This window comes from Dyadobacter soli, assembly GCF_900101885.1.
GTDB classification, from domain to species: domain Bacteria; phylum Bacteroidota; class Bacteroidia; order Cytophagales; family Spirosomataceae; genus Dyadobacter; species Dyadobacter soli.
This window is the reverse complement of record NZ_FNAN01000012.1, coordinates 1-23,988: the sequence shown is the minus strand read 5'-3', so window position 1 is coordinate 23,988 and position 23,988 is coordinate 1. Positions and strand designations below refer to the sequence as shown.

Annotated in this window: 13 protein-coding genes and 1 pseudogene; 6 read left to right on the top strand and 8 right to left on the bottom strand. The window is 47.9% G+C overall.

Annotated features, from left to right (window positions below; all coding sequences use genetic code 11):
* The first annotated feature begins 188 nt into the window (after positions 1–188).
* The gene (locus BLQ88_RS20310) at positions 189–1,175 is read left to right on the top strand and encodes a ScyD/ScyE family protein (RefSeq protein WP_090153882.1); all 987 of its coding nucleotides are present in this window, start codon (positions 189–191) and stop codon (positions 1,173–1,175) included.
* An 80-nt stretch (positions 1,176–1,255) separates the two neighbouring features.
* Here the strand turns inward: BLQ88_RS20310 and BLQ88_RS20305 are convergent, their stop codons facing one another.
* On the bottom strand, positions 1,256–1,897 hold the full coding sequence (locus BLQ88_RS20305) for a response regulator (protein ID WP_090153880.1): 642 nt from the start codon (positions 1,895–1,897) through the stop codon (positions 1,256–1,258).
* 214 nt (positions 1,898–2,111) lie between these two features.
* On the opposite strand from BLQ88_RS20305, the gene BLQ88_RS20300 reads away from it, so the two are divergent.
* On the top strand, positions 2,112–3,077 hold the full coding sequence (locus BLQ88_RS20300) for a c-type cytochrome (protein WP_090153878.1): 966 nt from the start codon (positions 2,112–2,114) through the stop codon (positions 3,075–3,077).
* A gap of 64 nt (positions 3,078–3,141) precedes the next feature.
* Here the strand turns inward: BLQ88_RS20300 and BLQ88_RS20295 are convergent, their stop codons facing one another.
* Together BLQ88_RS20295 and BLQ88_RS20290 are read right to left on the bottom strand one after the other, a co-directional pair.
* Positions 3,142–5,625: an ABC transporter permease gene (locus tag BLQ88_RS20295; protein WP_090153876.1), complete on the bottom strand. Its 2,484-nt coding sequence runs from the start codon at positions 5,623–5,625 to the stop codon at positions 3,142–3,144.
* A gap of 513 nt (positions 5,626–6,138) precedes the next feature.
* The gene (locus BLQ88_RS20290; RefSeq protein ID WP_090153874.1) at positions 6,139–8,958 is read right to left on the bottom strand and encodes a GEVED domain-containing protein; all 2,820 of its coding nucleotides are present in this window, start codon (positions 8,956–8,958) and stop codon (positions 6,139–6,141) included.
* 734 nt (positions 8,959–9,692) lie between these two features.
* Here BLQ88_RS20290 and BLQ88_RS37575 point away from each other — a divergent pair.
* Both BLQ88_RS37575 and BLQ88_RS37570 read left to right on the top strand, forming a co-directional pair.
* A pseudogene (locus BLQ88_RS37575) lies at positions 9,693–9,860 on the top strand (two-component regulator propeller domain-containing protein); the annotation flags it as partial.
* A 990-nt stretch (positions 9,861–10,850) separates the two neighbouring features.
* Positions 10,851–12,827, top strand: a complete 1,977-nt coding sequence (locus tag BLQ88_RS37570; RefSeq protein ID WP_374754766.1) for a sensor histidine kinase — start codon at positions 10,851–10,853, stop codon at positions 12,825–12,827.
* A 15-nt stretch (positions 12,828–12,842) separates the two neighbouring features.
* On the opposite strand, the gene BLQ88_RS20280 is transcribed toward BLQ88_RS37570, so the two are convergent.
* Positions 12,843–13,547, bottom strand: a complete 705-nt coding sequence (locus tag BLQ88_RS20280) for a response regulator (RefSeq protein ID WP_090153870.1) — start codon at positions 13,545–13,547, stop codon at positions 12,843–12,845.
* Between the two features lie 503 nt (positions 13,548–14,050).
* Here BLQ88_RS20280 and BLQ88_RS20275 point away from each other — a divergent pair.
* The gene (locus BLQ88_RS20275; RefSeq protein ID WP_090153868.1) at positions 14,051–20,026 is read left to right on the top strand and encodes an Ig-like domain-containing protein; all 5,976 of its coding nucleotides are present in this window, start codon (positions 14,051–14,053) and stop codon (positions 20,024–20,026) included.
* A 206-nt stretch (positions 20,027–20,232) separates the two neighbouring features.
* Complete coding sequence (locus BLQ88_RS20270; RefSeq protein WP_090153867.1) at positions 20,233–20,892, top strand: response regulator transcription factor; 660 nt, start codon at positions 20,233–20,235, stop codon at positions 20,890–20,892.
* Here BLQ88_RS20270 and BLQ88_RS20265 read toward each other — a convergent pair.
* From BLQ88_RS20265 to BLQ88_RS37245, 4 genes are all read right to left on the bottom strand, one after another.
* Positions 20,889–22,109: a sensor histidine kinase gene (locus BLQ88_RS20265; protein ID WP_090153865.1), complete on the bottom strand. Its 1,221-nt coding sequence runs from the start codon at positions 22,107–22,109 to the stop codon at positions 20,889–20,891. The two genes, BLQ88_RS20270 and BLQ88_RS20265, sit on opposite strands and share 4 nt — an antisense overlap.
* 278 nt (positions 22,110–22,387) lie before the next feature.
* On the bottom strand, positions 22,388–22,633 hold the full coding sequence (locus BLQ88_RS20260) for a transmembrane-type terpene cyclase (RefSeq protein ID WP_090153863.1): 246 nt from the start codon (positions 22,631–22,633) through the stop codon (positions 22,388–22,390).
* The gene (locus BLQ88_RS36775) at positions 22,630–22,806 is read right to left on the bottom strand and encodes a hypothetical protein (protein ID WP_176885042.1); all 177 of its coding nucleotides are present in this window, start codon (positions 22,804–22,806) and stop codon (positions 22,630–22,632) included. The genes BLQ88_RS20260 and BLQ88_RS36775 overlap by 4 nt, the downstream gene beginning before the upstream one ends.
* Positions 22,807–23,316: 510 nt before the next feature.
* Positions 23,317–23,988: transposase (locus BLQ88_RS37245; protein WP_229212771.1), on the bottom strand; the 672-nt coding region annotated here is incomplete at its 5' end.

Below are 23,988 nucleotides of genomic sequence, written 5' to 3'. Positions count from 1 at the left end.
TAACCGTAAGGCTTCAAACGAAAAGCTAGTAAGAATTTACTATTGCGCCACGGGCGATGCTTGCCTTGTTTTGCGCTGTCAAATTTACCCTGCAAAAGCACGCCCGTTCCCGCGTGATCCCTTCCGACGCTGTACACACATCACGCCAGTCAACTACACGCTTAACTGTTCCATCTAATCTCAAAAACATGAAAAAAGTATTCCTTTCCCTTACCTTCCTTGTGCTTGCACTTTTCGCACAAAATTGCGTTACGGACCACATCGTACCGATTCCGGAGCCTACAAATCTCACTTCCAATCCGTTTGTGAGCAATTTGAAAGCACCTATCGGCATTGCGCTCGACGACAATGGAAATATCTGGGTGACCGAGGTCGGAACCGGGACCAACAGCAATGACGGCAGCATTTCGATGATTACGCCATCCGGGCAAAAAACGTTGTTCGTGACGGGCCTGCAATCCATTACAAGCATGGGTTCCATCGAAGGTTTAACCAAGTTGCTTTACAAGGATGGAAAACTCTATTTCCTGCATGGCGTGAGCGGAAAATTGTACATTGCCGACGTGTCATCGTTCCATGCCGGCGACTCACCGGTGAGCCTTGCGGGCATCCCCGTGCATGATATCGGCGATTTCGTGCGAGGAAAGAACTACACCGATCCCGTTAATTCCAACCCGTTTGAAATGGTTTTCGGACCGGACAATAACCTGTACATTGCAGATGCCGGCGGAAACGTGATCATCAAGCGGGAGCAGGGCACCGGCGCACTGAGTGAATTCGCGCTCATTCCTAAGACAGACGAGGGCAATGAAGCCGTTCCGACGGGCATTGTTTTCGATGGTAGCAAGTTCATTGTGACTACATTAACCGGATTTCCTTTTACGCCTGGCGCCGCAAAAATTTTCCAGATAACCACCGCTGGCTTTGTGAGCGAGTATAAAACCAACCTCACGACATTGTCCGGCATTGCGCTTTCCGTGAACAACAAACCGATCGTATTGCAACACGGCACGTTCGACCTGGGATTCGAAGTGGGAACCGGCAAAGTTGTGGACGAAAACGGTAACACCTTGCTCGACGGCCTTTCGCAGCCTACCGACATCGTCCGCTCGGGAGAGAGAACCTACTACCTGGTAAGTTATAAGGACGGAACAATCAGCAAGCTGAGCTACTGATAAGCGTCGGTTTCCGGAAACATTCCGATTTCGCTCTCAGGCAATATTGTTTGGGAGCGAAATCAATGATAGGGTGTATGTCAAACCAGTCGCTCCCTGATAGCAAGGCCGATCGCCTCGGCGACACTGTTGACGTAAAGCTTGTCGTAGATGTTGCTGATGTGGTTGTTCACGGTGTTATAGGAGATATTACACTCGGCCGCGATCAGTTTATAGCTGTAACCCTGCGTTAGCAGTCCGAGAATCTGCTTTTCCCGTTCTGTGAGGTGGTAATCCTTTTTTGCGACCTTGGCGACCGGTTCGGAAGCGAAGTAGCGCAGCACCTTGGTAGCAATGCTGCCGGTCATAGGTGCCCCGCCTTCCAGGGCTTCCTTTAAACTTTCCAGAAACTTTACAGGGGATGTTTGTTTCAGCAAATACCCGTTGGCCCCTGCCCGAAGGCTGTCGAAAACACGCTCGTCGTCCTCAAAGTTGGTTTGTATCAAAACGGGCAGCGCGCCGAAATGACGTCGGATCAGCTTTGTCGCTTCAATACCATTGGTTCCCGGCATATCGATGTCCATCAGAACGAGGTCCGGCTTGGAATCGGCAATGTCCGTCACCAGGTTATTTGCATTGATAAAAGTACCGGTGCAAGTAAACTCGGGCGACAGGTTCAATAGCATGGCCACGCTGCTTAGCCTTTCCTGGTTGTCGTCGAAAATAATGATCCTTGATGTCATGGGGTAAAATTAGCGAATCAGAATGTCGAAGTATATAGTAAGATTTTGCTATTGTGCCCGGCAGTGTCATTCGCGTCCTTTGTCACCCGAAAAATACTTCATCTGCGCAAATCCGGCGAATCCGCCTTAGTTATACCGATTATACTCAACGTTATTTTTTTCAATTCAAAATTCAAGAAACCAGTAATCTGAAACCCAAATCCCTATAACTCTCTTGAAAGCGCTCAAACTCATCGGCAAAATTCTTGCCGGCCTCCTTGTTATCGTTGCCGCAGGCATCATTTATGTAAAAGCTGCTTTGCCCGACACCGGTCCTGCGCCGGATCTTAAAATCGAGCGGACCCCAGCCCGAGTTGAACGTGGAAAATACCTGGCCAATCACGTAACCGTATGTATGGACTGCCACAGCACCCGCGACTGGTCGCAATATGCCGGCCCGCTGGTGGGCGCCTTAGGCGGTGGCGGTGAAGAATTCACGCAGGAAATGGGTTTTCCGGGAAAGTTTTATGCACCCAACATCACACCCTACGCACTCGCCGGCTGGACGGACGGAGAAATTTTCCGTGCCGTTACCACCGGCGTCAATAAAAGCGGAAAGGCATTGTTCCCCGTCATGGGCTACCACCGCTTCGGCCAGCTCGACAAGGAGGATATTTATTCGGTGATTGCCTACATCCGCGGGTTGCCGCCGGTCGAGAAAACCAACCCGCAGTCGGAGCCGGATTTCCCTGTCAGCATTCTGATCAACACAATGCCTCATGAAGCATCTTTCACAACACGGCCTGCCGAGACAGATCAGGTTGCTTACGGCAAATACCTCATCACCGCAACGGGTTGTGTGGAATGTCATAGCAAAACAGACAAAGGCAGCGTCATCCCGGGAACTGAATTCGGTGGAGGAATGGAATTCCGCAGCCCGAACGGCGTTGTACGCTCGCCCAACATTACCCTGCACAAGGAAACCGGCATCGGTAACTGGACGAAAGAAGCATTCGTAGCCCGCTTCAAAGCCTACACCGACAGCAATTATGTCTCTCCGAAAGTGGCTCCCGGCGACCTGAACACGCCCATGCCCTGGGTTATGTACGCAGGCATGAAGGAACAAGACCTCGCCGCGATCTTTACCTATTTGGCGACCGTCAAACCGATTGAACATCAGGTGGTGAGGTTTGAGAAGTAATGGGCAGGCATAGGTTTATTAATAGCGTGGAGTGTAATGGCTAGTTAAAGTGCTCAGTTGCAATTCAATCTTCAATCCTCAGACTTTCAACCGGATTTTGAATTGCAGCCTGGTACGAGCGATAACCTACCGTCAGCATGCATACGAGCAGCGATACCAATAAACCAGTTATAAAGATGCCAATCCCGGGCGTCACGCGTTCGGGTAACTCCATCAGCATGGCGATCCCTAAAAAGTGGGCGAGGGGCGCCGCAATTAGAAAAGCAATGACGATTAAGATTACGGACTCCTTGGTAAAGATCATCACCACACTCGTCACCGTAGCACCGAATACTTTCCGAATCCCGATTTCTTTTGTTCGCTGGATAGCCATAAACGAGACTAAGCCATACAGGCCCAAGCACCCAATGAAGATAGCCAGAAAAGATGCCAGACGTAATATTGAGAAGATCATGTTGTACTCACCATACGACTGATTTATGGAATCATCCATAAATTGATACTTACAAAGATAAGTGGGGTAAGCGTTTTTCCAGGCTTTTTCGATTCCACCTAAGGTTTTTGAAACATCCTTTTTAGAGATCGACAGAGCCAGGCTGCTAAATTTTTCCGGAATATTTAAGATCGTGATTGGATCAACCCTATTACTCATTGGTTGCGTAAACGAGTCTTTTACTACACCAACAATAGTCACCAGTTGCCCTTTCAGAGTATAAGTCATCCCGATTGCTGCTGCCGGACTAGCTAGGCCCAAAGATTTGACCAGTGACTCGTTGACTAAAACTTGCTGGTTAGGACCGCCAGTTGAGTACGAGAGGTTCTTTCCAGCCAGCAACCGCATCCGGAAGGTGTGGATGTAAGCGGTATCCGCATAGCTAATGATCCCTGATTGCTTCTGTTGTTCTCTGGTAAAGAATTCACCCATTTCGTTTCCAACATTGCCAAAACTATAATTAAGAATGCCGGGAACGTTTTGAAGCTCATGCCGCAACTTTTCATATTGCCCGGTATCGTTGCCGTGCAATGCAGGAATTAAGACAATCGATTTGGGATCGTAATCCATGGGACGCTCCTTAAAAGCGTTAACTTGGTTGGTCATGATCATTGTCACGATTATCAATATCTGAGCTCCGATAAATTGCGAAATGACGAGTGTGCGGCGAATCGAAAGTCCGTTCGATGAATTCTTATAATTTTGAGATTTTAAAGCCAGAACTGGTTTGTAGCCAGACAATACGAAAGCTGGGTAAAAGCCAGCTAGTAGTGTGATTACTAATAAAAATCCTGCAATAAGCAGAAGGGAAAGTGGTTCAACCAGTACTTCAAACCGAAGGTAATTTTTACCGTAAATCCTGTTTAATGCATCAATACCAAATTTTGACAATATCATTCCGGTGACGGCTGCTAGCCCTGTTATTACAAAGGCTTCACTTAGATATTGTACGACGAGTTGAAAACGACTGCTGCCCATTGTTTTCCGGACGCCAACTTCCTTCGCTCGTTTCAGTGACTGAGCGGTGGCTAAATTGACAAAATTGATACAGGCAATAAATGCAACTAAACCAGCAATAATGGATAATATGATCATTACCGGCACAGGAAAATCGTAGGTAAAACTGGTATAATCGTAGTTGCGGTCATGATTATCATTCAGCGCCATTAAATAGAAAGCAGTCTTATCGGCGATATCTTTCGAGAGATGTTTTTGAATGAGCTGGTTAAGTTGGGCATCAATGCGATCCTTGCGCGTATCTCTGTTAAAGACCACATAGGTAGCGCCAGCCCCTACTTTCTCCCAATTGTCGACGATATCAGGCATAAAATTGCCTAATGACGAATACGAGATCAAGATGCTGTAACGATGATCGGTATTCGTGGGCGGGGTTGCAACAATTCCGTTAACCGTAAGTGTCAACTTGTTTTCGAGTACGAATGTAGTGCCCAAAGCCTTGTTGCTTCCACCAAGAAATTTTCTGGCAAAGGAATCCGTGACGACGACGGAATTGGGCAAGGTTAATGCCGTGGCCTTGTCACCCGATAACCAGGTTCCATCAAACACATCAAAGTAATGAGGATCAGCAAAAAATGCATATTGGTCTTCAAAGAGATTATTGTCTTTCGAGAACTGGTAGCGCTGCAAGCAATAAACGCCGGTTACCTGTTCCAATCCGGTCACCTCGCTTCGAATCGCATCAGTAAGTGGAGAGTAGTTACACCCATTAAATTGTTGCCCTACCCCGGTCTGTTGGTTTAAGTTCACCCGGTAGATCCGGCTTGCCTTGCTGTGATAATCGTCGAAGGAAGTTTCATAGCTGACAATAACAAAAATGACCAAGCAACAAGCTATTCCAATGGCCAGTCCCCCAATGTTAATGGCGGCATATAGCCGGTTCTTTTTAAGATTTCTTAGCGCAGTGAGTAAGAAGCTTCTAATCATTGTGACTAATAGGAATTTTGGCTTGAACGGGCACCTGTAAATAGCCATCAAGAGCGTTGCAAGTTTCATACCAGCATCGTTAACAGGGCCAGAATCGACTTCAAAGATCATTCATTACCGTTGCGCTGTCCGGTTTCGGACAAATGATGGCCATTTTCGCAATACATCAGGAACACTATCGCCGCCAGGGAAACTGACGCAGCGTGCCGCGACCTTCGCCAGGGGAGAGCGGCAATGGATACGAAGGTGACACTCCATTCAAAAGCAATTGTACGATTTTGCCGATACAAGGGCCGTCTCGTTTGTTATGAGTTCGAGCGTGACCTGATCCGGTACAAACAAGGCCGAGCTCTCAGCTGCCCGTGTCAGGAGTAGGATGGGAGGGAAGCCCAAAGGACTGCGCAAGGCGGCAATGTCAAAAGCACATGCTGCCTAGGTACTTTATAACAAAAAGGACAAATCTGGTGAAGAGATAGGAAAATGACCCAAAACTCATTTTGCAGGGCGATATTCAAACTTGTAACCGTAGGCTGCGGCCCTACTGACTATGGCCTGCGATTGGAACGTAACGGCACAAAAAAGCCCTTGGAAGATCCAAAGGGCTTTTTTCACAATATCAGCGGTTTATTTAGCAATCACGATTTTGTGTGTGTGCTGTGTTCCGTCCAGCAGGACGATGTTTAATATGTAGGTTCCCGCAGCCAGTTTCTGTACGTCGATGCCTTCTGCGGAGATTTTTTCTGATTGCAACACTTTAACGCCAGCTGCATTCACAACTGTGACTTGCTTGACCTTCTCAACGTTTGCGATCCTGATCCTCTCAGTAGCAGGGTTTGGAAAGGCTATTGCAGCCGTGCCCGATCCGAAAATGATGCTCCTAATGCGACTATATGAATAGGTATCGTCGTTGTCCACCATTTTCAGACGATACAGGTTTTCTGCATGTATGGGGGCGCTGTCGGTGAAAATATATTCTCTGGCAACGCTGCTTTCGCGATGCGAATCTACCGATCCGATTTTCGCCCAGATTTTTCCGTCTGCACTACGTTCGATTTCAAAGCGGTTGCTGTTGGTTTCCGAGGTCGTTGACCACTTCAATACCGATGCCTGCTCTTGTTTCTCAACGGTGAACGTCGATAGTGTTACGGGAAGCGGTGATGCAAAGGGTATAAAATAGTCTTCCACTTCGCCATCTTTGGCAGAGCTACCTGCCGTGCTGACTGTCAGCACATCGGTCGTAGTGCGGAAGCGGGCATGTGTACCGGCGCGACCGGTCTCCCCTTCGAGCGTCGCCGTCGGCCAGGTTAGCACAGCAGAAGTGGCTCCGTCCGGCACGGTAGTGCAGACACCTTCGCTCGTATCAAAAATGCCATTTCCGTTCCAGTCGATCCAACCGCAAAGGTTGGCCGTCGTACCAATTACGTTGGTAAGCGCAACCTGAACGGAATAATTGGTGATAGCCCTGCTGGAACCGCCCAGAATAGCCGGGAAGCTGGCGATGCCGTCCTCGTCGGCAAGCCCGCTGATGTCATCGCCTTTCGAGTCGGCAGAAGGCATTCCGTCCACATCCGCGTCGGACAGAGCGCCCAATTTAAGAAAATCGGTTACCTTATGAGACGGGCCGTTAGATGCCATGCTGGTCTGATATGATTCGGGCGCATCACCGTAGTCACAGCCTGTGCCCAGCGTGATGTCGTCAATAGAGAAGTCGTTTCCAATAACACCAGGTACTTGCTGATTGTTTCTGATGATAAAATCGGCAATACCGGATTGATCGGCCTGAAACTGCAATTTAAACTCCTGCCAGGCCAACTGGCCGTTGATAAGCCGGATATCACCTGTTGACGTCACACCCAATTCAGCCCCGCCGGTAGTACGGGCTTCGAGCAATAGATTAGGAAGGATTTGGGCATCGGAGTTATTTCCTCTTACCCATATTGAGAGAAAGTAAGTAGCTCCCGGCACCAATCCTGAAAAGCGACGTCTGAAAAGTTCGTCTTTTGAAAAGCCACCGTTAATGAACATATAATATCCACCCACATCACCTGGGGTGTGGTCCTCATAGTTGCCGTTAAAGAAAAGGTTCGTGTTGTTATTCACAATGGAATACCATCCTGCACCCACGGCAGCGCTATTTCCTGCTCCGTCGTAATGATAGGATGTCCAGCCATTTTCCAACGGGCCGCCAAATCGTGGCTGGGTGGTACCTGCTGAGCCAAAATCCTCCGTATAATTCTCTCCGCACACGTTAGAAATTACCTCGCTGATAATATGGGAATTGTTAAATTCCACGAGCGCAGTTTGATTTGCTGCAACAGTAATAACTGCCGAACGCGCTGCCAGGTTGGTGCTGATGGCACTGGACGAAGTCGTGATGTTGGTTAATTCCCATGGACTCGCAGGCGAATTCTGGGTAATGGTATAGGTGCCCGGAGCGACATTGTATAGGACCGTATTGCCGTTAGTCGTGTTTACAGTGTGGTCATCAAGCCAGGTTCCGTCTTCGACGCGCTGCAACAGTCGGCCAGCTTGGGAACTTTGTGTTGGACCTAACGTAGAATAATAGGTTACAAACGGCGTGTCGCCGTCAGACCCGGCAGAAATCCCTCCATGGCCTCCATAAAGTCCTGTTCCAAAACCACCGCTGTTTTGGTCGAGCACAAACGTGGTGCCATCGAATTTGAATGTATTAAGCGTGCCTGCCGCCCAAACGCTGCCGTCTGCCGAAACAGTGATGTCTTTGTAGGGGCCAGGGTAGAAATCTGCTTCAGAATAGGTGTCGCCGGTTACCGTAACGTGGTAAATACCATTGCCGTTCAGGCCGACAATCCAAAGAGTGCCATCCGGGGCGACATCCAGACGAGTGCCCCTGAGATTGCTGATCTGAGTTAAATTGCCGTTATTCAAATTAAAACGATATACTGCCTGCTCGGTTCCCGCAATCACATACAATGGCTGTAAATTACCGGCAGAAGCACCTACATCTTCAATCATTGTGCCCCCCAGTAGGGTAGGTGATGAACCGTTCGAAGAGTAGAGCTGCTTTAAGCCACCCCCTCCGCCAATCATGTAGGCCAGCCCATTGCGGTCAACATCCAGCCTGCTGGCACTGGCGGTAGGCACCTGCGTCCACGTGGTGCTTCCAGCCGACCGGAAATATACAGCGCCTAAGCCGTTTCCATTGGTTGTTTTTGCCGTTACCCAGACCCGGTTGTTTTGCCCAACTGCTACATCCTGCGCACCTATAAAAGCCTCATTGTCAGTGAGACTGAACGTCGCAGCGCCCGGAAGATTCGAAGTGAATCCAAATGTTTGTCCTGTCTCCGATTGTGATTTTGCCGCGACCACGATAGTTGCCTGCCCGTGAACCTGGTTCCATCCCGTCATCACCACCAGGCCAATCGACACAGCTTTGATGAACGGTGTAAGTAGTTCGTTTTTCATAATTACAAAGTTTAGTAAAGTTTAAGCGCGCGAAAGAAGGCCGACTCTTGCACCGGCTGCATTTGCTGCTTGTGAATGGTAGGCAGTAGAGATTTGATAATACGGATGAAAGATTTACTTAGTCATAAATTAGATGCGAATTATTTCGAACAAAGATATTTGCGTGGCCTGGAAAATTTACTAGCTATTGTTCGAGAAATAGCTAGAAATGTTAACGGGATTTTACTTATTAAAAATCGAACTTTTTCTAGTGCATAATTTGATGATAACATCGAGAAGAATATTCAAAAAGTTCAATAAAACTATCTTTAAAGTGGGCTGTTTGTTATTCTGCTGTTGGATTTTCTCAATTTCTGGTACAAGCACTTTTGGCAGTGAATTGTGCCAGATTTAGGCTTTCTGGGTCGTTTTATCTGTTATGGGAGCTTATGTTTAAAAATCAATCCTCGCGTTTTGTAATGCCATTTCTTTGATAGCTCTTGTGATGTATTCTCGATTTCATTCTACTTCGAGCTTCTTATAACCATTGAAAAACTGATGCGGCATTTGGACCCCTCTGTGCGCTTCTTGCAAACCCTACATCGTAGCCTTATTTAGCTTCGGAGACACGAGGCCAGATCGATAAATGGTATTCTATCAAGCAATAAACATCACTCATATTCGTCGAATTTTTTCTACCTTCGCAAATTTGAGAATTGGAGCTTTATAGCTTGGTGGATGAGAATAAACAGAGAATGGGAAAACGGTTACTTATCTTTTGGCTTTCAATATTTCTTGGCGCCCTATATTTACCAACTATTGCAGGGAACTACTCGATAGCACATTACAATGATGAAAATGGCCTGCCGCAAAACTCAATTAAGGCGATCCTGGAAGACCCTAACGGTTTTGTATGGTTTACCACAGAAAGTGGATTAGTCCGGTTTGATGGCCGGACATTTAAAGCGTACGACAAATCAAATACCATAGTCCATTCTTCGCGATTTTCATTTATGCAGCCCGCGCCGAATGGAAAACGGGGAGGCTTCTATGCGGTCACTGACGAATTGGAAAGTCTACTCATTGAGAATGGCCGGGCACGATCTGACGCAGTACTACCCCTGACCGATATATTTGGCGCCCCCTACATGAGCTCGCTCATCAAAACAGCCAACTTCCAATCTGCAACCGACATTATTTATGCAGGTTTACCATTTTCCGGCTTTCATTGGGCACGTCAATACATTGTTATCTCCCGGAAAACCAATGCGGTGTCGTTTGTCATGCAGGCAAACCAGGTTTGCTTCTATGAGAAGGGGAAGTTCAAAAAGCTGATCATATATCCGAAATATGAGCTTAAAGAAATGTTTTCATTGAATGATGAGCTTTACCATTGCCCGTCAAACGGCACTTTCTTACGCCTGACGACAGCTGGGGCCAAACCATGCAAGCTTCTGGGCGACCTTTTGCAAAACAAGCGGTTTAGGTCGGGCATCAAGAACTTTAAAATCTATTCTAATCACCTCTCGGACCAGTCATTTATTGTCCTGGACAAAAGCCTTTATTCACTCATCCCGGATACCAATGGCAATTTAAAAACCAGGCTTTTACTGGATGACTTTGATTTTGAAGGACAACAAATTATAAACGTTCTTCAAGTCACTTCTACTGGCCGCCTTTTTTTTGGGAGCTTATCAAAGGGGCTTTTCGTTTTGTCTCCTAAAAAATTTGCCCCGGTCCGCATCAAATCGGGAAACCAAGAAAATATCACATATGCCCAAGTTGCGACCAGCGGTGGACTTGCACTTGTCACCGGTGAGCGTATATTAAAATTATCTTCGGATACACTCTTGGCTGCCTCCTCCAGGAATGAATGGCTTAACAAAAAAAAACAGAATCTGAACCAAATTTCGATGGCAATAGATTCGTTGGGGCGTTTTTGGACCAGTTCCGGGAGCTACGTAATCTGTTATGACCAAACGGGTAAAACCGTCATCGGATCGTGGAATATATCGAATCTGATCACCACGATGCGGCTCGGTCCAGATGGGACTTTATGGATGGGCACTCGCGAAAAGGGAGTGTGGTACAAGAATGTGTATGAAACAAGCGCATATCCCCGCCTGTTTCTAAACAAGGGATTTGCAAAAATCACAAATATTCTGAGCCGTGGTCGCCAGGTTTATATAGGTACGGATCGCGGCCTGTACATAGCAGACGCGTACTCCCGAAGCTATAAGATTATGCCAGGCACTGAGCAGTTGACAATCCGGGGTCTTCATGATTCTCCGGATGAGAAGGAGCAATACCTATTTATTTCAACCTATGGCGACGGCATCTTTTTGTATCACAATGGGCGGTTAACAAACTTTCCGATCGATGCCAAAAAGAGCTTGCAATTTGCACATTGCTTCATTGAAGACCGGGCTGGGTTCATGTGGATAACAACCAACACAGGGCTTGTACAGGCTTCCAAAGCAGACCTGATTGCATATGCCCGTAAAAGCGGTAGAATTAACCCCTATTATTTGCATTACAACAAACGTGATGGCTTTGGAAGCAATGAATTTAACGGCGGTTGCGTCCCCTGCGCAGTTACGCTTTCTGACAAAACGGTATCGATGCCCTCCATGGATGGCTTGGTGTGGTTTAAACCAGAGTCAGTTAAAGCCGAAGTCCCCGATAAGGGTCTGTTTCTGGATGAAGTGAAAGTATTCAACAAAAATGTTACGGTCAATGCAGATACAGTCAATCTTCCCAACGAGCCACAGCAGGTCACCATCGCCATAAACACGCCATACTTTGGCGATGCTATTAACCTAAATATGTCGTATGCGCTGACACGTCCGGGTGAAAACCCATTGGATTCCGCCTGGATCAGTATCAATCCGGAAAATCCGACGATCACATTCTCCGAGCTGCGTTCGGGAAGCCATACACTACATGTTAAAAAGGTTAATGGATACGATAGCAATAATTTCATGGTTAGAAAAATAGTTGTTAACGTTCCTCCAAAATGGCATGAAACGACCTGGTTTTATTTGGGATGCGCACTTATGGGAATCGGAGTGGGCGGTTCTTATGGTAAAATGAGAAGTGCATTCCTTCGAAGGGAGAACGTGGTATTAGAGCGAAAGGTAAATTTGAGAACATCTAATTTAAAAGGCGCATTGGTCGCCTTGCAACGCTCGCAGGAAAAAATGAGCCGTCAGGCTATCATTCAAACCAGATTGATCGCCTCGATCAGTCATGACATTCGTAACCCCCTTCACTACCTGGGAATGCTCGTTTCTACCATCGAACGATTGGCGAATGCAAAAAACACGGATAAAATCATCGAGATAAGCAGGGATCTGGGCACCTCTACCGAGCGAATATCCAAGCTACTAGATAACCACCTGCAATATGCCAAATCGCTGGTTTACCAAAACTTTGACATGGACGCAACTCCTGTTCTTCCCTTGGTAAAAGAGAAAATTGATTTGTTTTTGCCCTATCTAAAACAGCGTGGCAACCGCATTCTTGAGCAAGTGCCGGAAGATTTCACCGTCTACTCGGACATCGATCTTCTGAAAGTAATTCTCCATAATCTAATTGATAACGCTAATAAATATACGTCAGATGGGATCATTCTCGTTTTTGCGGAAAAATCGCCGGCAGGTATGCAGATATCCGTACAGGATGATGGCCAAGGCCTACCGGACGACATCTTAAATTGGATCAATGAAGACGATTCGGGCCTTGGCGATGAGATTATCCGTCAGAAAACCGAATTCAATGGCTTGGGAATGGTCATCATCAAAGATCTCGCCAGGATATTGCATATAAAACTGAGCGCTTCCAATGAACACGGTGCGCGCATTACACTATCATTCAGAAATACGGTTTGAAACGAATGAAATGGCCTAGACCCCTCTCAAAAATTCTGGCATCTCTTTTTGTACCTTCCTGTACAGGTCAACTACATTTCCTACCTGCATTTTGTCAAAAATAGCTAGTTTGTGGGTGCTTACCGTGCTTAACCGGATCCCTAGCTCATCGGAGATCTCCTTAGTCCACTTACCTTTCAACAGCAATTTCGCGATCTGGCGTTCACGTTTGGAAAACAGCAGCTCCGGATCATACCTTTTCTTATCAAAATCATTCAGAAAACTCTCTGCGAGGACCTGCTTGGTCGCTTCACTCACATATTTTCTACCTTCCAATGTCATTTGCAAAGCCGAAGGGAGCGCACCTAGCGGGGCACTTTTTGAAATAAACCCGTCGGCACCGGCAGAAAGATATCGTAGCGCATAATCTTCCTCCGGCATGGCGGTGTGAATCAATATCCTGGCACTTGGCCTGATAGCGCGAATCTGTTCAATCATTTTCGGACTGTTTCCTCCTGGTACATCGATGTCAAGAACCACAAAACTAATTCGCTGCTTATCCAGTATCGCAAGTCCTGCCTCGAAGGTTGGTGCGGTAAATACCGAAATCTGAGGGAATGAGTCTTCGATCAATGTCCGCAAAGCCCAAACTATAATTTCATGATCTTCAACGATTAGTAACTTTTTCTGCCTTTCCATTAATGGGTATTCGTAAGAAATAAAAAACTCAAAATTAGTCATTGCTACGTCCGGTTACAATCGAAATGTTTCGGTTTTTAAGTGGGTAAAAAGCGTTAACATTTCTAGTCAAAACCTCGAACAGTAGCCAGTAATTGTTCTAAAAAGGCTTTTTACCTTTGTGTCAGTCGTAATAGTTCGACCGAACAGATGCGTTAGTATTTAAACAACTCATATGGAACAGCGCTACATCCTCATATTTCTCACTTGCATCGTTGCAACCGGCTCCTGATTATAAATCTTAGGTAAGCCAGACGACTCGTCTAACAGCCTCCTACGTCATACACATCAAGCTCTCGCGTATATAGATATGCGAACGGGAAATTATTGCCGATAATTCACGCTATGCATGCACGACCGCTTCATCCCTTTCGAAGAAAATAGCACCCGCCTGTTAATTAAAATCAATGTCAATTAAACAATTAATGTATGCAAAACAGAAGTAACCAGCTCGGGCGGTGGGTATCAGTCCACCGCTCTCATGTATCACCTAACATGCTTATGCTATGAGAAGAATTCGACTATTAAAGTTTCTACTATCGGCTTGTATGCTGCTAGTAGCATTTACTGCGCAATCGCAGGACGTAGTGCTGGATTGGGCGAAAGCTTTTCAATCAACCGCTCCCGGAGCAAACAGTAATGGAGCTATCAGAAGCCTTGGATATGGTGTTGCCACTGACGGCGCCGGCAATGTGTATATCAGCGGTTATTGGGATGGCACGATTGATCTTGATCCTGGTGCCGGCACTTCGATCCAGCAGTCCTTAAACGGAAATGGTGCGTTTATCGTGAAGTTGTCCCCCTCAGGAAACTTGATATGGCAAAAGACATTTTCGCCTGGTATTACATCGTATGGACTTCATGCGGACGGAGCCGGTAACGTCTATTCAGTAGGCTATTTTTTCAATACAGTAGACTTCAACCCTAGCCCTACCGTTACCGCAAATCTAACTTCGGCGGGAGGCGGAGATCCATACATTTTAAAACTAAATGCCAACGGGGATTATGTTTGGGCACAACGCATGGGTGGTACGGGGACAGAATATAGCCATGATGTGGATGTAGATGCCAGTGGAAATGTGTACGTAGCCGGGTATCTAAGTTCACCCTCATCTTCATTCCCAGGTTTACCTAATGTGGCTTCTGCGGGAGGAACAGATGGATTTGTAGCCAAACTCAACTCCGCAGGTACATTTCAATGGGTAAAGACCCTGGGTGGTCCTAACAATGACAATATTAATGGGATTGATGTTGATGCCTCTGGCAATGTGTACGCGTCTGGAAACGTTGGTGGTGCCGCGACCGGCATGGGAAATATTCCCGATGCTGGCGCAGCTGTTGTTAAGCTGAATGGTGTAAATGGTAATACAGTTTGGGCAACAGGGACACCAGGATCATCCAGGGGCGTCGAAGCCGATCCGTCAGGCAATGTTTACATAACTGGTAATTTAAATACCAGCGGAAACCTTGTGAAACTAAACAGTGCAGGAGCGGTACAGTGGACCAAGGCGATAGGTAGCGGGACTGCTAAGCTTAGCCTTGGGCCCGACAACAATGTTTACGTCACGGGAACATACTTACAAGCTACTTCCCAGATTGGAAGCTTCACATTGCCATCATCGAGTAATCAGAGCACATTTGCCAGTAAAATTGACGCAAGCGGAGAAGTACTATGGGCAAAGGGATTCACAGGTTCGGGTGCGGCAACCCCCTTGTTTGTGAATACCGACGCCTCCGGCGCTGTGTATGTGTCTGGAGCATTTGCCCAGACCGTGGATTTCGATCCGAGTGATTGCGTCGCCAACTTGACCAATACTACGGCTCAAAATACTGCATTTGTCGTAAAACTTCGCCCTGGCGGGTTGCCAGCAGGCTTTGCAGTCTCTGCCACAAGTCTTTCTCCGTTAAGTCAGAGCGCATGTAGTCTGGGTGTCCCCAACCTTGTCAATGGAAATGCAGTAGGCGTTACTTTTCCAAGCGGCTTCTCGACCACGCTTTCATATCAATGGCAAAAAGCCACATCTACGTCGGGGCCCTGGGAGGACATGCCCGGTGAAGTATTCAAAGATATGCAACCCCTCGCATCCAGCGAAACGCTCTATTATCGCCGCATTGTGAAAGCTGCATTGAACACTTGTGGAGATACTCAGGGAGTCGATACATCGGCGGTGGCCACGGTCAATGTGGGAACAGCGGTTGCTCCGACTGCAAATGCCGACGGCCCGCAATGGTATGTTTGCGGACCTGGTAACAATACCGTATCGCTAGCGGGTAGTGCCACTGGCGGCGCTGGTGGTTTCAGCTATGCCTGGTATGCAGGCAATACTTCCGGAACACCTGTTTCGACAGCTGCCAATTACACCACAGGTGCAGTAACACAAGCAACTACTTATACACTGAAAGTGACCGATGGGGCTGGGTGTGTGGATACAGACCAGGTTACAGTGGTACCGGCAGTTGCCAATGCAGGAGCAGACGCATCATTCTGTCAGGGTGCTGCCGGGGTGCAAATCGGTACAGCCCCGGTGGCAAGCCCCTCGGTAAAATATGCATGGACACTTTCCTCGGGAGCCACTGCAACCACGCTGAGCTGTACCAATTGCGCACAGCCAATTGCAAATCCTACCGCTGCGACTACCTATCGCTTGACCGTAACCACCACTAAAAAGGACGGAACTACATGCTCTACCTTTGATAATGTGGTCGTAGCGCCGGTGACAGCGCCAGGTGGCGTGCTTGCATTCGCAGGCCCCGATCAAACGATCTGTACCAATTCGACAGTGCAGCTCGGTGTAGCGACGGACGCATCCTATACCTATACCTGGGGTAATGGTGCCTACTTGAGCGCTACCAATATCGCACGACCAACATTCACAGCCGGATCGTCCGGCTTGCCAAACTGTGCGGAAAATTACATTCTGACAGCGGTTAAAAATGGCTGCGCATTTGAGGATGAAGTGAAGGTTTCAGTCATCAATGCCCAGACAAGTGACTCTGGTGACACCGAATGCGGGCCTCGCTGGGTATATCATGAGGGCTTTCCTAACTGCCCGCAAGCCGTATACACCTGGACCGTAGTAAGTGGGGACGGGGATATTCTGCAAACCCGTAACAATGGCGAAGAAGCTTACCTGAGGACAAACGGGGCTATCGGTGACTCCGCTATTTTTCGCCGGACCGTTACGCTAAACGGTGTGTCTTGTTCCACCGACATGACAATCAAAGTTTGCGACGGTGGTTGCGATGTGGAAATCAAAACCATATCATCCCAGGGATGCCCGAAAGTATTCCCGGGAGAGGAGCTTCGTCTTGCCCCTATCTATCCGGTTTCAGATGATTGGAATTACCGTTGGAGTCCTGCCAATCTGGTGGATAATCCCTCCGCGCGAGAAGTAAGAGTACTAAGCAGCAGCCCTGCAACCATCACATTGACAATCGTCAATAAATACGACGCTTCCATCACTTGTTCAGATTCGATCGAAATCAATCCTGCCGGCGCAACACAGCCTGTGGTGACTTTGACCGATAAAGCAATCTGCTACGATAGCCCAACGCAGATTGGCAGCCTTGTCAGCGGTGGCCTCAAATACAAATGGCTTCCGGCCATAGGACTTGACAATGACTCAATTGCCAACCCTACCGCCAAGCTCACGGCTGATCAGCAGTACATTGTAAGAATTGAGGATTCAACCTTTGGTTGTGTCACCACCGATACTGTCAATGTAACTGTAGCGCAGGTAATTGCCAATGCAGGGATCGACCGGACGATTTGTAACGGTGCAACTGTAACGCTTGGCTCGCCAGCACCGGAAGGCACTAACTGGACTTACAGCTGGGAGCCATCAGGTGCAGCCTGGACCAACGGTACGAACGGTACCATGCCACAACCGCAGGTAGAATTTTCTGCCACCGGCAGCCAAACCTTTATTCTAACGGTTTCAGACCCCGCATCCGGCTGTGTGGATGTTGATTCGGTGACGCTCAAAAACGAGTTGACACCGGGCGAATACACCGGTAGCGGCGTGACGATCTGTGAAGGAGAAGAAATCCAGCTAGGCAAAGAGCCAATCCCTGGTGCTATTTATTCCTGGACAGGCGCGGGCCTGAGCTGTACCAATTGCAGCAACCCTATTGCCACACCAACAGCTTCCACGACTTACACCTTGCAAGTGAGCTATCCAGGATGTTCAGCTCCGATGATAGATCAAGTGACTGTGACGGTGAACCCAATTGGAAACCTGGCGTTGATCGACAAAACGGTTTGTCCCGCCGGACCCATCGCGATCGGTTACGGCTCTACCGGAAACCCTGCTGCGCCTGCCGGCGCAACCTATGCATGGTCTCCTTCGGCCGGATTGAGCAGCGCCACGGTGGCCAACCCGACGGCAACCGTTACGACAGAAACAACATACTCGGTGACTGTAACCCTGCCGGGTGGATGTACTTTTACTGACGAAGTTAAAGTGAGCCCGTCGGCCAATGCAGGCAGCGACGCTGTTATTTGTGCGGGAGAATCGACTGTGATCGGAACGCCAGCCATCGCAGGCGCTACTTACGCATGGACAGGCGCAGGGATCGTTGGAGCGGCAAACATTGCCCAACCATCCGTTCGTCCTACTACGACAACCACTTACACAGTGAGTGTAACTCTGAACGGCTGTACTACTACTGATCAGGTTGTTGTAACGGTTAACACGCCAGCGAATTTCAACATCACTGGTAATACCGCAATTTGCGTTGGTGGAAACACGACATTAAGCCTGGTGGGTGCTCCTGCTGCTAACACAAGATGGCAATGGAGCCCAACAACAGGTGTTACCTCCCCGAATGCGACTTCGACAACCATTGTTGCCAACAGCACGCAGACTTACCGTTTGACACAGACCAACCTGCAAACCGGTTGCAGCAACTTCAAGGAAGTAGTAGTAGTGGTTAGTCCTAACACCATTGCAGCCACCACCACGCCATTGGCAGTATGCGAAGGTACCAGCACGCCGCTTCCGTTGAGCGTGACTTCGACCGGCAACTACCAGTATGTTTGGAGTCCCGCAACAGGTCTTTCCAATGCGTTCGTGGCCAGCCCGACAGTGACGGCTTCGACAAACAGGACTTACAATGTGGTGATCACCGATACGCAATCCGGCTGCCAGCTGGCATTGTCAGTTCCGGTAACTGTGAAACCAGCCCTGGAATGCTTGCCTCCAGTGGCATTGAGCGGAAACGTGTACCACGATGCGAACGCCCTGGTTGATGTGACAGTGAACAGTACAGCGACTGCCGCGATCCCTGCACTTTATGTATCTCTGATTGACAGTACAGGAGCTATCCTGAACACAATCCCCGTCAACTCGAACGGTAGTTATGATTTCGGTCTGGTTAACCCGGCTACTTACAGCATTGTACTGCACCAGAACCCGGCGGGTTCTACTACGTCAGGCTTGCCTTCTGGCTGGATGAATACCGGTGAAAACCTGGGCACCGGTCCTGGTAGCGATGCGGCCGTAAATGGTATCCTTACCGGAGTGATCGTCCGCAACCAGAATGTAACCAATGCAAACTTTGGTATCCAGCAGCCACCACTGGCTGAGCCCAAGATCTATGTCATCGACCAGCCTGCTGTTGACCAGGAAATCACCCTGAACGGAACGCACGTATCCACTGGGCCAGGCACTTCTTCCCCAGCGCAGATGACCGGTTCTGACCCGGAAGATGGTGTTCTCAACGGCGATGGTAAAAACCGCACTGTGGTAATCACTACCCTGGCCGACCATGGCGAGCTGTGGTACAACGGCGTATTGGTGAAAACAGGACAGGTGATCCCTAACTATGATCCAGCGCTGATGACAATCAAACTGACAGGCACGAACTACACAAGCATTATTTACCAATATGCTTACGTAGACCAGGCTGGCGTGCAATCGCCACCGACAACCTACCAGATCAGCTGGGGCAAACCGCTGCCAGTAACCTTGATCAGCTTCGATGCAAAAGCTGTCGAGCAGACTGCGGTGCTTACATGGGCAACGACCGAGGAGACCAACAGCGACCGCTTCGAGATCCAGCGCAGCTTCAACGGCAAGAAATGGGAGACGATCGGTTCCGTGGATGCGCAGGGTGAAAGCGCGGCAACTGTCCAGTACAGCTTCAAGGATACCAAGCCGGCCAATGGTGATAACTACTACCGCCTGAAAATGATCGATCACGACCTGACTTTCACTTACAGCGGTATCCGTTCAGCAACCTTTGATGGCAAACTGTCCCTGGTAGTATACCCGAACCCAGCCCACGAAGCAATCTCGGTCAACACCGATCACGGATTGGTGAAACTCGTTTCGATCTTCGATAAAAACGGGGTGAAAGTACACTCGGGTAACCAGGCACGTAGTATCAACGTGAAGGGCCTGCAAAGCGGCGCTTACGTGCTGACAGTAACCTTTACCGACGGCTCATCAAAAAGCCAGAATCTGGTGATCGTTAAGTAAAAGTTTAGTTAGCAGGGGCTGTGAATGCAGCTTCTGCTAACCATGAGAAACAGCGTCCGGGCGCAGCCCGGGCTTTCACGCACTAGTATCCCATAACGCTAACAAATGCCTGCACACATTAGTTGAACATTGATGCCGGTTTGACGGCCTGACCATGATTCGGGCCGTCAAATTTTTATCCAGCAGAAATTTAAACATCTACACGTATGAATATCCTCATCATCGACTGCTTCCCATTTATCCGCACAGGTTTTAGAGCGCTTCTAGATGAAAATTTTCCCGGCCACACTTTGTATGAAGCTGCGACATTAGAAGATGCCTTGCAGCTGATGAGTCCCGCCAAATTCAAGCTTGTCATTAGTGATATTAGTGGAAGCGGGGGGCTTTGCGCCGGGTTAATAGATTCGATCAGAAATAAGCAAAAGGATGTCCCCATCCTTATTTATTCCAATGTTTCCGAACACCTCTATGCAGTCCCATTGATGCGGTCGGGGGCGAATGGTTTTATTTGTAAGCGCGCGCCGCTGGATGAGTTGACCAGAGCGGTACATGCCGTGCTTTCGGGAAGTAAGTACCTGAATGTTGGTTTACAAGCGCAGCTTTTAGCGGCGTCAGATAATTCAATTTTTAACCCTATTGAAAAGCTCTCGCCTCGCGAATCAATGATCATGAACCTGATTATCGAAGGGAAATCTACCAAAACGATCGCAACGATCCTTGACCTGAAATGCAATACGATTAGTACCTATAAAAAACGGCTGTTTGGAAAAATGGACGTCGATGGCCAAATTCAACTTGCACAAAAGGCCCTCATGTTAACAAAAATAGGCAATTCTGAAACACATGCTGTAAAGTATGCGAGCTAAAAGAGAATTGATAGGCGTGTCCCTTGTCCGTAAGTTTCCATTTCTACCTTCAAATTCAGGATCTTCGCAATTTCCTTTACCAAAATAAGCCCAATCCCAGGGCTAATCCCACTGTCTTCAAGACGCTCAATCCCAATCGAGTTCACATCAGCATTGAACCACTCTATTACGGCACCCGACGCGGCATTACCTGTGTTTTCAATAACCACGCGTACATGGGCATCCACTATTTTTGTGGTTAAGCGGATTTCGCCGCTCCGGGTATGTTTGTTGGCATTATCAATCAAATTATGCAGCACAATCCCGAGCAAGTTCGGGTTGCTTAGTACGTTGATCGCCGGGTCGGTTTCCAAACTTAGCTTATTATTGTTGGTTTGGATGAGTCCTTGAAATAGCTTCGCTTTTTGGCTGATTAACTCGCCCAGGTTAACCTTTTCAAACTGTCCAAGTTTTTGCTGAACTGGCAACCTCGCAAAGTCCAATAGGTTTTTGACAAAGCCAAACATCGTTTCAAGCTGTTTATGCAGCTGCTCGCTATGCGGACCAATTTCATCAAAACGCGCTTGCTGCGACAACTGCCGGATTTTATCAGAAACAACGACCAGGTAATTGAAAGGCCCCCGAACGTCATGCGTGATGGATGCCACCAACCGCGACTGGATGTACAATTGATGCTCCAATTCTTCCTGTGAGCGCTGCAGGGAACCAAGCGCCTGATGCAGTGCATCTGTACGTTCAGCCACTGCTGCTTCCAGAACCTGGTTTTCGATTTTGATCCTTTCCATGACCAGCCGCTCATTTTCTTTACGCTGACGACGGGCCTCGTTGTCCCTTTTTAAAAAGTATGCAGCCGGCACCAGAATAATGCTCATCAAAACTCCACGGCTGGATAGCATCAGAATCCTTATTCCTATTGGGTTCGTTGCCGTCCGGAAGGGAAAATCCTTGAAAATCGGATTAAACGTAAAGTAAAAGACATTTGAAAGCACACAGCAGCATAAGACCGAAAGGCACAAGCCCTTCCAGCCTCCTACCTGTGCCTGGATAAAATTAATGCAGTACCAGCAAGTCAACGACATCAAAAAAATGACAGTTTCCGACCCTACCAGATTAATGGGATCACTGAGCTGGCCCTCAGATATACGTGCAGGTAAAATAAAGAGAGGTATCGAAGCCGCAACGACCAATCCCGCTCTATGAATATTAAGATTACTCATTAGCGTTTTCAATAGAATTGCGAAAGTAAGCCGAAAATAGCCGTGTTCACCGATCTTGCGCTACAAAAACATGGATGAAGAAAATGCCGAGAACCATCAATACCGAAATATTCTAGTGATGTTCTCGAATCATAGCGGAAAGGGTCGAGATTGAAATCCCGGCCGAAAGCCGCTAATTCAACCAAGTGATTGTGCTGTCGGGGTAAAGTTCTTTCCAGCAATCGGTGAAGACGTCTGCCAGTTTTCTGCTATGAGACTGAGCCCCACGGGCACTCGAATTAAAATACATTATAAATAATCCCTAAATCGCAGACCATCCAGATCGCGTTAATAACGCCCCCCGCAAGACCGGTTGCAACGGGCGGATAGATCATAGAGAAAACAGTTTCCCAGGCAAAATTAAGCGCAAGCGGCACCAGTGGCATTCCGTAAGAATTGTCTTTGATGCCCCTGTAAACGAGGACAAAATAAACAATTGTCCATGCGATCCCGCTGGCCGTAGTTGCCATCAACTCATTGTTCATAATTGTCTTGCAAAATGATTACAAGCAAGTACGTAACCTTTGTTTAAATACAGCCGGTGCGCGTCGTGGAGATCATAGCCGCTATCCAGGCGGATCGTTTGGATACCTGCCTCTCCCGTTTGCAACCCTTTGAAGTCCACACGCCCGTGTACGATATGTGCATACTCATGCATGGTAAAGTGGTAGAGCGCGAAACTAGTCAACAAATTTGCGAGTAGAATTCTGCTTTTGCTTCTCGGAGCAGGCAATTGCTCGTCTGGATCGGTTTGCAGAATCAAAAGGTCTGTATTCGAAATTACTGGGTTATTTATCTTAACAGTGTCCAGCTCGGCATCGGCCTCGCCGAATTCTGTTAGTATCTTATTACTTGCGCATATCCTGTTAAACAAAGATCTTAGTAAGGTGACTGTGCCCCGGTTAATCCCTATAAAATAATCTTCATTGAAAACGTCTGCCGACGCACCTACGTTTAATTTTACGCTCCGCAGGTCTCCGAATATATTACTACCAATGGTAATTTTTTAAATTTGGATCAGTACGCAATCGTAGCGACTTCAAATAAATATCTGTAATCTGAATTGAAGAGTGTCGCAACATACTTTGTAACTATTTAATACCGACGCATGCCCGGTAGGCATTCACGACTCCCGTGTGTTTCCAGCTATACAAGGTGTAACCCTTATTTAGCAGTCCCAATTGCTCCAAAGCCTTTTCATGACGCCTGAATGGTTCCTGCTTCGAAAGTGGATACTTGCCGGTTGTATCCCGGTTGAAAATAAATAGTATTCTGGTTTTTGGAACACTAGGCGGCCTTCCAGTTCATTAGCCAATGCCGGTATGATCTGAGCGGTTGCAGTCTTGCCGTTCTTCGAAATTAGGCCGTGAACAGTAATGTATGCCTCGCGCAAATGGATGTGGCTGAATTGCAGGTTAAGAATTTCGCCAGGCCGTATGAAAGCGAAGTACATTAACCGTGTAAACAGGTATACACCCGGTTCATGCTGTTCGATGGCATCGTTTTCCTGGTCTAATGCTTCCCAGCGGTGTTTGATGCGGATTTCTTGCAAGGCTTCGACAGCCAGTCTTTGCACATGAAACCGATCAGTGACGCGTACTGCCCGCGGAAAACATCGCTTGGCAATCATTGTCATGCTGCCAGCCATATCCAGGGTGATTTCAGCAACCTTCTTGCGAAGTGATTCAGGGATTTTGCGAAGAACCTCAATAACCGTTTCTGCCTTAGTGCCCGCGACAATGGCTACTATGCACCCCTTTCCGCCTTTCGCTGACTTATTGGTGAGGATAGTGTATAACTCTCCATGTGAAAGGCTAGTCTCGTCAATCGATAAATGAGA